The organism is Belliella aquatica (assembly GCF_014637795.1).
Classification (GTDB): domain Bacteria; phylum Bacteroidota; class Bacteroidia; order Cytophagales; family Cyclobacteriaceae; genus Belliella; species Belliella aquatica.
The window spans coordinates 36,066-49,941 of sequence record NZ_BMFD01000021.1 but is presented as its reverse complement, the minus strand read 5'-3'; the positions used below and the strand labels follow the sequence as shown (position 1 = coordinate 49,941).

General features: G+C 40.1%; 3 protein-coding genes and 1 pseudogene. 2 read left to right on the top strand and 2 right to left on the bottom strand.

The genetic code is table 11. The features are described from left to right. The coding region (locus IEV57_RS17785; RefSeq protein WP_229744560.1) for an MBG domain-containing protein at nt 1-9,344 on the bottom strand (9,344 nt) is incomplete at its 3' end. A gap of 751 nt (nt 9,345-10,095) precedes the next feature. Between IEV57_RS17785 and IEV57_RS17780 the strand changes: the two are divergent. Continuing rightward, nucleotides 10,096-11,016 (top strand): annotated as a pseudogene (locus tag IEV57_RS17780) (IS1595 family transposase). 52 nt (nt 11,017-11,068) lie between these two features. Beyond that, on the top strand, nt 11,069-12,817 hold the full coding sequence (locus IEV57_RS17775; RefSeq protein WP_188444391.1) for an AraC family transcriptional regulator: 1,749 nt from the start codon (nt 11,069-11,071) through the stop codon (nt 12,815-12,817). Between the two features lie 101 nt (nt 12,818-12,918). Here the strand turns inward: IEV57_RS17775 and IEV57_RS17770 are convergent, their stop codons facing one another. Next, entirely contained in the window at nt 12,919-13,857 is a 939-nt protein-coding gene (locus tag IEV57_RS17770) for a PorP/SprF family type IX secretion system membrane protein (protein ID WP_188444390.1), read from the bottom strand. Between the last annotated feature and the right edge of the window lie 19 nt (nt 13,858-13,876).

Sequence of the window (13,876 nt, the reverse complement as noted above, 5' to 3'; positions counted from 1 at the left end):
TGAACTCTTGCTCCTGTATAGTAGCGAATCTCTGGTACACCCCAGTTATCATTGATACCATCTCCATCTGGTGTGAAGGTATTGTAGATCTCAATCTCTGATACACGCTCTCTGTTTCTTGTGATTTCAAAGACCTTGTCCAGCGTATTGAAGTCCCTGTCAGTTACCCTCACGACAACCTTGAATGTGGTTCTGCCTGCCGCAGGATCTTCACTGCTCCAGTAGAGCACATCGTTGATCACTTTGAAGTATCTATTATCCTCCAAACCATCAAGAAGGCCAAGCCAGTGCATGTTATCCACAGGATCAACTACGGTCAATGATCCTATAGCCAATTCCTGGCTTGTTTTGATACCTTCGAATGTATTATTAGATAATAAAACATCTTGCGGAGCTGGTTTTGGAAGGACGGAAACTTTAATAGCTGACTTTAAAGATTCAAGATTTTTGATCCAAGCAGTATCTGTCACTTCTCCTACCAAATCATAAGTGCCTCTTCTGAATCTATTCAGTGTGGATTGATTCCAAGTCACATCAAGGAAGTATGGTCTTCCATTGGTAGCCATTAGTACTATGGTGATTGGAAGATTAGGAGTAGCACCCCAATTCATCTGTAAAATTCCTATTTCAAAGATTTCACTGATGCTTGTTGGAATGATTTCCAATTCAGCTGCTGTATATGCAATTTGATAATTATTGCCTCCAGTCAATGTTCCCAAGATGATGGCATACTTACCCACATCTTCTCCTTGTTCCCTTGAGAGTGAACCACTCAATTGGTCTGTTCCTATCAGGCCAGTCACTGTATAGGTGAACTCTGGATCTTCTAGGTCATAGACTTTGGATTGATCAGATGCTGTAATTGTCAAAGTCGCCTGTTTCAATATCAATTCTCCAGCTACTAGCGTAATGTCATAGTTCGCATCTGAGCCTCCTGTCAAGGTGATTGGATAGGTGCCTACTCCTGAACTTGCTGTAGCCGTGGTGCGAATGCTTGGCTCCGTACTTAACTCTGTATCACCATTCACAAGACCTGCATAGCTGAAGGTCAAGGCAGGATTGGCCTCACCATAAGTCTTCTGCTTGTTGTCAGCGGTAATGATCACTTTGGCTTTGCCTACCATCAGTGTTCCGGATTTTAGCTCGATATCATAATTATCATCTGATCCGCCTGTCAGCGTGATCGGATAAGTTCCCACATTGGAACTTGCTGTCGTTGTCGTTTTGATGCTTGGCTCAGTAGCCACTTTTGTGTCGCCATTAACCAAGCCACTGTAGCTGAAGGTCAAGGCTGGATTCGATTCACCATAAACTTTATTCTTATCATCAGCTGTGATCGTTACCTTCGCTTTACCTACCGTCAGTGTTCCGGATTTTAGCTCGATATCATAATTATCGTCTGATCCACCTGTCAATTCAATAGGATACGTTCCCAAATTGGAACTTGCTGTCGTTGTCGTTTTGATGCTTGGCTCAGTAGCCACTTTTGTGTTGCCATTAACCAAGCCACTGTAGGTGAAGGTCAAGGCTGGATTCGCTTCACCATAAGTCTTCTGCTTGTTGTCAGCGGTTATAATCACCTTCACTTTGCCTACGGTCAGTGTACCATTTTTCAGCTCGATTTCGTAATTATCATCTGATCCACCTGTCAGCTCTATCGCATAGGTACCTGCTTTGCTCAAAACTGTAGCCGAAGTACTGATTATTGGCTCAATGGCAATCTTGCTATCCTCATTCACCAAACCTGTGTATTTGAAGGTCAAGGCAGGATTCGATTCACCATAAACTTTATTCTTGTCATCAGCTGTGATCGTTACCTTCGCTTTGCCTACTGTCAGTATTCCTGCTTTCAGTTCGATGTCATAGTTATCGTCTGACCCGCCGCTTAGCGTGATCGGGTAAGTACCCACATTCGACCGAACTGTTGCCGTAGTGGAAATTTTTGCCTCGCTGCTCACTTTTGTATCTCCGTTCACCAGACCTGTGTAAGTAAGAGTCAATGAAGGGTTTTCTTGTCCATAGACCTTAGAATTATTATCTGCTGTGATCGTCAAAGTTGCTTTGGTAACTTCCAGTTCTCCTGCTTTCAGTGTGATGTTATAGTTCGCGTCTGCTGCTCCTTCCAAAGTAATTGGATAAGTTCCAACATTCGGACTTGCTGTTGCTGTCGTTGCAATACTTGGCTCTGTTGCTGCTTTTGAATCACCGTTCACTAGACCTGAGTATGTGAAGGTCAAAGTTGGATTAGCTTGTCCGTAAACTTTTGACTTATTATCCGCTGTGATCGTTAATGCTTTTACTATAATGATTCCAGTATACTGATCGTCTGCAGGAGCCAAATACTTTTCTGCATCCTTGCCCGATAGCGTATAGGTCACCGTTATGGTTTTGACAGTTCCCGCATTTGCATCTGCATAGCTCGCAGTCGCTGTCACGGTTACCTCATCACCTGAAAACACTCCCGATAGTGTTCCCGCTGTTACCAAAGCGGTGTTGCTTCCATCGTATTCCTTGCTCAGCGTCAAAACCGGTGCACTGATGGTGAGCTGAACCTTTCCTTTTGAGATCACAGGACCTACCGCCTCGCTGTAGCTCCATTCCCCAAAGGCTTTGCCGTCATTTGGTCTTACCCCAAACCGGATGTAATGATTAGCCTCAGACTGAGTCAGGGTAAATTCTGCACTGGATGCCCCAATAATCGAGATCCAGCTGTCTGCCAATCCCGTTACAGATCCGAACCAGCCCAGTTCAGTGCCTGACTCCAAATCACCATCCACATCCACATAGGTGTAGCTGCCCGTCAGCTCCTCTTCCACAATAGCTATTCCATTGACCAACAGCGCTTTGGATTCCGGAAGATCTTCTGTTCCTTCTATTTTTATATTTATCTCTATTGATCCTACTCCAACTGAAGAGTTGGCTACATCATCATTCAACCTGGTGTAATATTTTTTCTCATTGTCAAATGTCCAAGCCGTGCCCCCTGCAGAATTAAACTCGGGGGCCACCGTCGCTCCGGAGCCATCCACAGGATGGACCTTCAAGCCTTTCGGCGATCCAAAGAAATTCGGCACAGGTACGAATCTGATAAAGGCTTCCATATCCAAGAGTAAGGCATTATCCTTTGACACCGCACCAATCGGATACCACACCAGAGCATCCAGATCCGTGGAGTATTCCCAAACCCCTTCCATAACTGCATCAGCAGTATTTTCACTGATAGCCATACCGGTCATGGTGTTTCCCCCTGACTGGTCTTGGTCCTCAAACAAGGAGTATAGATCCAGCGTCTCCTCTCCATCGAATCCAAAGCCAAACATATCGTCGCCCGGATTTTCATCAGTGGACGAAGCCGAAGCTTCATCCTCAAATTCAACCAATCCCCTTAGATAGACTATTCCTCCCTCAGGAATCCGGAATGATGGAGTATCATTATCATCTTCTACTGTAATAAATAACTGCTGTCGATCGACGGTGCCATTACTGGCAAAGGCATTCACGATCAGTTCATATACATTATCCTGATCTGAATCTCTTGGATTCTCAAAATCAGGAGCAGCTTTAAACTTCAGCTCACCGGTGTCTGCATTAACGTCAAAAAGTAGCTCATCTGCTCCCATTTCAATTCCATAAGTGAAGGTATTCCACTCCAAGTCTGAAGCCTGTATGGTGGTCACAGCAAGCTGATTTTCTTTCACTCCAAACTCAGCTATCTCATCTCCTCCATTACTGAAAATCATAGGGTAGGCAGTAATCAAGCCCGGATCCTTCAACACTCCATCAGTCGCATCTAAATCGTACACCCCATTATCAGAAATGGTAAATGTGAGTGATTTCTTATTCTCTTGGGTAGAAATTCCTCCTTGAATCAAATTTGTCCAAGCCGTCTGTCCATTAGCTTGCTTAAAATATCCAGTCAGCGCAGTGGTCTTTCCCACAAATATGGACAGATTAATTTCTTCCCCGGATTGTAAACCATCAAGGGTAAACTTGGTCACCCCATACGGAAGTCGGGACGATACACTTCTCGCTAATCCGGTAGGCTTCTTCTCAGAGACCACCTCAGAAAATTTATAGTCTCCTACAGACGTAGCCATGGTCACAAACTGTTCATCATTGCGAATACCCAGCTCAGCACTCTTGAAAGAAACCACATGAGCTTGCAAGTAATCAGGAATAGCATCACCATTACCGTCACCCAATCCAATACCTGTCGCATTGGGCACCTGTTGCTCGGTGACATTATCTATCCCGTCTCCATCTATATCTGGATCAACTTCATCCGGAATGCCATCACCGTCAAGATCGTTAATTGCTTCTTTGATCTCTCCTGTAGTGATGATATCAGATTCTGGAGCCAAATAATAGGCTTTAGCTGCTCCATCAAGAGTATAGCTCACTGTGATCCTTTTGTTCACTCCTACCTCACTGTCTTCATAAACAGCAATGCCTGCCACGGTCACATCTTCCCCGGCAAGAACACCGGTAACCGTACCCAAGGATACAATTACAGCCGTTGTATTTCCATCAAACACCTTGCTCGTAGTAACGTTCGGCTCAGTGATGGTCAGCTGGATTTTGGGAATTGTGAAACTTATCTCATCACCATAAGTGGTCCCAACACTGTTAGTTGCATAGGCACGCGCATAGTATGTTGTGCCTATGGTAACCTCAGTGATTTCTTGGCTAAAAATACCAGTTCCATAACCGTCTGTTACTTGGGTTACCCCTGGTTCTCCAATCGTGGGCGTAGTGTCGGTGCTTGAATACACAAAGCCCCGGGCGGTGACAGAAGCTCCTCCGTCCGAGGTTACATTACCATTGAGGGTAGCGCCTGTTGAAGAAACACTTGAAAAAGGGGAAGTTGTAACAGACGGGGCAGTACTTGGAGCATCACTTAAATTACTGACTTCAATATCATCAATCTCAAACCATACTCCTGAGCCTGGTGCCTGTATAGTGACGCTTGAGACTCCTTCAAAATAACTAGGATTTAAAAGGCTTGCAAAATTGACTTCTGTCAAACTCCCAGTTTCGTCCAGTGGAACAGAAATCACAACTCTTCCCTTATTCGTACTAAAAGTAAAATCAGTAGGATCAGATCCTGAATTACCCTGATTTGAGATAAATAAGGAACTAAGATCAAACAAACGTCCTTGATCAACAGATAATTCCACCTGTGTCTCAAAGTCTGGGTCCCCGAAATAGGTTCCTTCGCCGCCATTAAATGCCCAACCTAAAACCGATCCTTTGGAAACAGGTGATGCAGATGAAGTCAAGTAAAAATCAGAAGCTATATCAATGTGATCAATTGTAAGTGTTTTTGTATTCCATCCACTGTATGTCCTTGTTGATTCCTCAAAATCGATTATTATTCTTGGAGTGAGACTTGTTTTGAGACTTTGAATTTCTCCATAAGTCGTCCCAGCACTATTAGTAGCGTAGGCCCGTGCATAGTAGGTTGTTCCTGCTGTAAGGTCTGTGATTTCTTGGCTAAAAATACCCGTTCCATCACCATCAGTCCCCTGGATTACCTCTGGTTCTCCGATCGTAGGCGTTGCGTCGGTCCTAGAATACACAAAGCCCCGGGTGGTAACTGAAGCCCCTCCATCTGAGGTAACTTCTGCATTGAGAGTGGCGCCTGAGGACGTGACATCAGAGGCGGTAATGATGGTTACTGATGGTGGAGAGACATAGATTGCAGGCCCTAATTCCATCTCAAAAATCAAATCAATTTCTGCCTGTTGTTCTCCTCCAAAATAAAATTTCCCTCCTGGATAAATACTTTGTAAATCAGGTTTTGTAAAACTATAATAAAGTTGAACGGCATTGCTTACATCACCCTCAAAACCAAACGTATATTGTTGGCCTTGAGTCATATGTATGCTTTCGCTTGACAGGTCAATTAAAGAATACTGAGTTAGGCTAGTAGCTTCAACAAAAATATCAGTTGAAATATTTATGATTTTAATGATTGACCCTACTAACCCGTCTCCAGACCTGATGGTCATTTGAACTGAGTTAACTGGATATTCTGAACCATTAATAGCGGATAGAACTTTAATATGCTTGATTGAACCATCCTGACAAGCCGTAAAACTTTGACTTATCAACCCATAACTATTTTCCACATCATCTATTGTATTAACAGCTGATTGGATCAAACATTCTTGATTAAGAGTGCTAAAACTCTGAACTCCCCCATAGCTAGTGCCTGTACTATTGGTTGCATAAGCCTGATAGTAATACGTAGTAGAAGGACTCAATCCGGTAACAGTTTCACTAAAAACTCCTGTCTGCTTATTAACTGTAATATTGATGACGCCGTCCTCGCCTATAATGGGAATATTATCTGCGGAAGAATATACAAACCCACGGGCTGAAACTGTTGATCCACCGTCAGCGGTTACATTGCCACCCATTATTGCTGTGGTAGCGGTGATACCTGACGCTGAGGAAGTTGATAGAGAAGGAATTACGACCGAAACTGGAGCTCCAACCGTAATTTTGTTCAAATAGATAAAGAGAAGCTGTCCTTCGTTATCTGAGATTTCTACTCGGTCCACATTTTGAAAGATGGATCTGGTCAATTCAGATGTATTTAATAACCAAATGAAGGTATTGGGATCCACTGAAGTAGTAATTGAGCCAGTTGATAAACCATTTCGTTTTCCCTCGATCTTTATGGTATATCCACCTCCTAAATATTCTGCAACTTCTATTCCTCTAAAGTCGAACTCTTCACCACCTTGTTCCGCAATTACCATCATCGGTGATCCGTCACCTGCACTTTTTACAATGCCTCCATTAAGGGGTTCTGTATAATAAGCCAAATTCTGATTTGTTGTATTTCCGCTTAAACTTGCCTCAAAAAGCTGAATATTAGCATCAGAAATAGCCGTTGAACCAAATTGTCCATCAGTGATGATTGCACCTAATATTGTAGCATTCGAAGCAGAAAACTGCAAAGTCGGGTTCGTGCTAAGGAGTACTCCTTCAAAAGCAGTAGTAAAACTCTCCACTCCGCCATAAGTAGTGCCAACACTATTAGTGGCATAAGCCTGATAGTGATACGTAGTAGAAGAACTTAATCCGGTAAGGGCTTCGCTAAACGAACCGATTCCTGTTCCGTCAGCAACTTGAGTTACCCCAGTCTCTCCGATGGTAGGGGTATTGTCAGTACTAGAATAAACAAAGCCTCGGGCTGTGACAGAAGATCCTCCGTCGGAAGTTACATTTCCATTGAGGGTAGCGCCAGTGGATGAAATAGCTGAAGCAACATCAGTGGATACAATTGGACTTGAACTTCCTATTTCCGCTGGTTCAAAATCAATATTATCTAGAGCTAAATAAACGTTGTTATATGGTGTGGCATCTTCTGGAAAAAACCTGACCTCATCAATATTACTCCAGCCAGAACCAAAGGTTAAAGTTCCAGAATTATTTCGACTAGTATTAAAATCTTCTCTTATATAACCAATCGCTGCACTATTTACTCCATAGGTTGCTGAGGTGGTTACCGCAAATCCATCGACACTTACTTTTTCAACTCCCTCATCATAGCCCTTGATGGTATATATTTCTGAGACACTTCCATTTGAATGGCCAAAAAATTCAGCTACCAAAGAGACCAACTTGAAGTTATTGGCTGTAGAAACACTTTTAAACCCAACATGTCCGCCCGCGGTGTTACCATACATCACAACTGCACTACCCGAAAAGAGTGGACTATCAGAGATGGCCTGGCTTAGAGAATTCCCAATACCTACTTCGCCATTACTAGAGAAGTAAACAATACATTGGTAGGTAGCCGAGCTTAAATAGTTTATATCCTCATAATCCCCGAAGGTTTGGTCTGGAGGGGTGGTGCAGTCAGTCACAGTATCGAAACTCTGCACCCCACCATAGCTCGTCCCCGCACTATTAGTGGCATATGCCTGATAGTGATACGTAGTAGAAGAACTTAATCCGGTAACAGCTTCATTGAAAACTCCCGTTCCACTACCAACAGGCACATCAGTTACGTCACCCTCACCGATAGTGGGAGTATTGTCAGTACTAGAATAAACAAAGCCTCGGGCTGTAACTGCAGCTCCACCATCTTCGGTCACATTGCCACCAAATCTTGCTATAGTAGCAGTGATGTCTGAGGCGGCTGAGGTAGTTACGGTGGGGGAGGTGACAACCGGAGCTGTATTGGAAGATACTAAGGAGTTTCTAGCAATCCAATTTGAGGTGGTACCGCTCAGAGAAAAACCTGATAGTGTTCCATTAATTCCATTAGTTGTGACATCCTGAAGACTGGTCACTCCGGCATTGTTAGTGCCACCAGTTCCCTCATTAAATGTATAGTATCGTTCCAGCCCTGCGGGAACGATTGAAAATTGTATATCCTTATTATTCCGTATTTCTGTTTGTGTTCGCACCAGACTCCATATTCTTAATTCATCCAATGCACTGTTGCCCAAATTATAACTACCATAGGTACCATCATTATTATCACCCATTTGAACATTAGTGGTGGGAAGCTGCAAGTCACTTGCATTATGAGAACTAACGTGATTACCATTTAAGTAGATCAATAAGATAGACCCATCGTAAGTGAAAGCAACATGAGTCCAATCGTTTGTCAATAGTTTATTATCTAAACCTGAGTTATAGTCCTCAAAATTCTGATCCCATATGGAGACAGAATTATCTTCTTCTACATAAATACCCAATTCAGAATCATCATTGTCAGACCAATAAACTCCTTGATATTGGTTACCTGAGCCATCAAGGTAGATCCAAAATTCGATGGTGAAGGAACTTGGGGATATTCCAGATAACCCTTCTACTTTAGCATCCGCATCAAAATACAATACATTATTTGGTGAGTTAGAAATAGGGAGTGCCGAGGTTCTAAAACTCTCCTCATTTCCATAACTAGCACCTTCGCTATTGATAGCATAAGCACGGACATCGTACGTAGTTTCTGCATTTAGGCCGGTAATTGCTTCACTGAAAACTCCAGTTCCACTCCCATTCAAAACTTGGCTTTGCCCTGATTTTCCAATCCTAAGTAAATTATTTGAGATGGAATAAACGGAGCTTCGGGAAGTAACGGAAGCTAATTCATCATTAAATTCAAAATCAGAAGAAGTAATATTCGGAGCAATATTTTCAACGACTGTTATTTTATCACGGGAATCATAATAATTAAAGTATTGGGTTAGAGCCGAAGCATCATATGAACTGATCCAGAAGAAAAATAAAAACAATAGATATATCCCTAGATTTTTTAAAAATGAAGGCAATGATCTTACCAAATGAAAGTGGGGTGAATGTGAAATGGACTTTTTCATACTTCTAGATTAACAGTTTTATATATTCCCATTTTAAGGATGTTGCAAAATTGTCTAGAGATGTACCATTTCTGATTTCAAAATCACAATAACAGCATTTCAAAAACACAAAAAAACCTAATGCTTTGTGTTTTAACTTTTTGTGTTTTTGAAATTATGCATTTTTGAAAGAAATTGAGCGAAATAATCATCTTAACCCGATCAAAAAATCCTAAGATTCAGAAATAAATAAATATATTCGGAAAGTATAGTTTAAATCACAGGATTTAAAGTGATAAGTAGGTACTGAAAAATAATTAGAAATTAATTTTTTCACCTAGTCAACAAATAGATAAATCATTTTCATTTACAAAAATTAACATATAATACACTTTAAGTTTTTATTTAATGATTTTTGTTTCAAAAATCATTTTAACATCCTTGATATGATTTAATATCAGTCTTAAGATTTGAAATTGATTTTTGAAATAATTTAATATGATTATCCGCAATGACACCAGTATGTGATTTTGTCACAAGTAATCTTGCGGATAATTGTCAACTGTCGACAGCTAACAGTCCACAGCGCCTTAAATTTAGGATTTAGACTATTATAAGTCGCTACTGGTATAGAAGCGGATATACATATAATTTAATATGTATATCCGCAATTACACCAGTAGCCAAATAAATATAATATGACAGTTAGTGACATTTGCTATTTGTGATCATTCAATCTATATAAATTGGGTCAAAATAAAAGGTTTTGACCATGAATATTATCAACTTCATCAATCGCTTTCCAGACGAATCATCTTGTGTAGAATTCATTAAGAATCAAAGACTTCAACAAGGAGTAATCTGTAAAAGATGTTCTTGTACCAAGCAATATTGGCTTGAAAACAAGGTGGCTTTTCAGTGTGCATCTTGTGGTTTCCGAACCAGTATCAAAAGCGGAACTGTCATGGAAAACAGTAACCTTCCAATTCGTACATGGCTGCTTGCTATTACATTCATATCTGCTACCAAGAAGGGATTTAGTGCAGCAGAGCTACAAAGACAACTTTGTTTAAAGCGATAAGAGCCCGTTTTTAGAATGTATCATAAAATCAGGGTAGTAATGGGGAAACGTGATGATATCTACAGGTTGGAAGATATGGTTGAATATGATGAAGCTTTTGTTGGAAAGGCAGTCAATAATAAAACCAAGAGCAAGCTTAAACGAGGAAGAGGAAGCCAAAAACAGTCAAAAGTAGCTGTAATGGCTGAATCAACCGTATTAGAGGATCCAAACTCAGGTAAACTTGATAAGAGTTGTAGATATTTCAAGATGAAGAAGATAAAGAACTTGGAGGCTAAAACAGCGCAGTCTTTAATCAAAGAGTTTATTGATAAAAACACTGTTCTTCAAACAGATAAGAGTACCACCTTCTCTGATCTGAGTGATTGTATTGATGTTCATGTCAGAGAAATTTCTGGAACAAATGAAGGCAACTTCAACCTCAAATGGGTTCATATTGCCATTAGTAACTTAAAGAAACACTTGCAAACATACCACATGATAACAGAAAGGATGATGCAGAACTATCTTGACGAGTTTTGTTATAAGCTCAACAGAAGATATTTTGGTCAAAAGCTATTTGACCGACTCATCGTTGCTTCAATTTATCCTTACTGGTATGATTGCGGATAATCATATAATTTAATTAAATAAGATCGCCAGAATTCACTTTCTAAACCTTAGAATGACTAGCTTAAACATTACGCCAAAACAAAAAATTAGATTTCAACCCATTTATTTAAGACAAATTCTCCTGGTCCTACTACTTAATGTATATGCCTCGAATCAAGTTTTAGCACAATCGGGTAGACCATTCAAAAATTCTCAACTGGAAGAATATCTTCAAAAAAACCAATTAAAAGAAGCTGAAAAATTAATTGATATTCAACTTAGTCAACTAAAACAAATAAGCTTGGAGCAACAAGTCTATTATTTGAATCGAAAAAGTCAGGCTGAACTGCTTCAAGGTGAATTCCTAGAATCTTTGGCTACAGCGAAAAAATCAGAAAAATTGTTGGAGTCCAAACAGGAATCAAGGTTAAGAGGAGAAACATTTCGTGCTGTTTGCTATGGATATATTCGTACAGGGAAACTTGACAGTGCTTTAATCTATGCCGAGAAACTTTACGACTTTTCCAAAAAAGAAAATGATTTTATATTTCTAAGAGCAGCACTATTAGCACTCGGAAACATTTCTTTGCAAAATAAAAAATATAATGAATCATTAGATTTTTATACAGAGGCACTTTCAATCACAGAGAAGACCAAGGACAGTATTAACCTTAAAGTCGATAATTACAACATTGGATTAGCATATTCTCAACTTGACGAGTACGAAAAAAGTAATGAATTCCTCTTGAAATCGGTTCAATTGGCTAAAAAAGAAAATGCCTTAGATCTTATCAGCAGGGCATATGGTTCCATCGCAGATAATTACTTAGGTCAAAGGAATTATGAAGCTCAGGAAATCTACCTAAAAATAGCTAATGAAAGTGCAAAAAAAATAGGTAATAATCAGCTTCTCGCTATGGGACTTGCAAGTCTTACAGAAACAGCTTTGTACAAAAAAAAATATAGTGATGCTATTTTACTGGGACATCAATGTTTAAAAGTCCTTCTAGAACGCCCCATTATCCAACTGCAGGCTAAAGTAGACAGTATGCTATACATAGCTTATAAAGAAAATGGTGATTTCAAAAACGCATTAAACCAATTTGAAACCTATGATAAAAAACGCATGACAATAAGGGGTGATGCTCAATTAGAAAAACTTAACCAGCTAACAATAGCATTTGAAGTGGAAAAGAAGGATCTTCTAATTACAAATCAAAAGATTTTAATAGCAGAAGGAAAAGCTAAAAATAGGCTCTTTATTATAGTAATTATATCAGCTAGTATGTTACTAATGTTTTTAGGATTCATCAACTTTAAAAATTCAGCAACTCGTAAACTGTTGTTTCAAAAAGAAAAAGAACTTGAAAGACAATTATCTTATATCGAATTAACTAAGCCCTCCAATACACAGAAAATTGCTCACGTTCTAGAAAAAAACCTAAAGGAAGGATTTGATCATCAAAAGCTATTTGCTGAGATTATTGAATTCATTAAAAATAATAAACTCTACCTAGATCCAAAATTTAATCAACAAACTTTAGCAAGCGAACTTGGAACAAACAGACAATACATTTACGAATCTATAAGTCAAAATGGAGATGATAATTTCAGAGGATTAATCAATCGCTTAAGAATCAATGAAGCTAAAGCTCAAATGGATCAACTTATCAGCAATGGGGAGGCAGTTGATTTTAAGGTTCTTGCAGAAAAAGTAGGGTTTAATTCTTATACAACTTTCTATCGGGCTTTCAAGAGTTTTACAGGTCTAACTCCAGGTGAGTTTAATAAAGAATTAAAAATTGATATTCTAGAAAGTTAAAAAAAAATCAAAAAGATTATCTCGTTAGAATGTGTTTAAATTTTAAGAGTTAATTTTTCAATAAGGAGAGGATGTCACTTTAACATCCTCTTTTAAAAGCACTACCAAATCAGCCCTCTCCTGTCTCCAAATAAGGCATAGGTCAACATAAATTCATGGGTCACATTGGGTAGTAAGTAGCTTCTCAGCATCGGCATCTCGTAAATGTAGCCTATGCGCATCTTGTCGAAGAGCAAGCCAAACTGGAAGTTGTTCGCATAGTCTATCCTGTGCCCACCTCCTAGCCAGAACTTCTCTTTCAAGACAACTTTCATATTGAATTCTACATTGTCTGGCAAGTCTATCTGACTCCTGTACATGAAGTTAGTCGCTAGGGCCAGGTTGTCGTTCAGTCTATTTCTATAACCTGCTTGGAAGATGCCTACTCTTGGCATTCTTTCCATAAACACATCTCCAGAGTTGATCGCTCCTTGATTCACATGGTGTACTGCATAGGAGACATAGTAGCTTGGGTGTGTCAGCGCTATCCCTAAATTGAAGTCCACCACCTGCATATTCGAGAAGCTCCCGAAGTATTGACCTACTATCGGATCATCTGCTTGCTCTGTTGTCATACTATTCCCATCCAAACGAATAGAACGGTAGTTTAAGCCTGCCCCCAATCTTAGGTTGGTCTTTTCTCCCACTTGGATTCTTGAGGCATAGCTAGCCACAAATTCTGTCTCAGCAAAGGCTCCATACTGATCATGTAGGATGGAGATCCCTGCTGCATTCTTGCCTAGGATATCTCCTGAGGCCTGACCAGAGAGTTGGCCGAAGTCTAGTTCTGCCGAAGCAAAGTAAGTCTTTGGTGCTCCCTCCCAGCCTGCCCACTGATTGCGGACAAAGCCTCTCAGCATAGAGCCTTCATAGCCTGTCAGTGCTGGGTTATAGTAGCCCTGTAAGTGACTGAATTGAGAGATGTATTTTCGGGATTGAGCAAGAATATCCGTTGTCGTTACAAGGGCTATTCCTATAAATAAGATGATTGTTTTTTTCATGATTTTATATTTTGAGGTG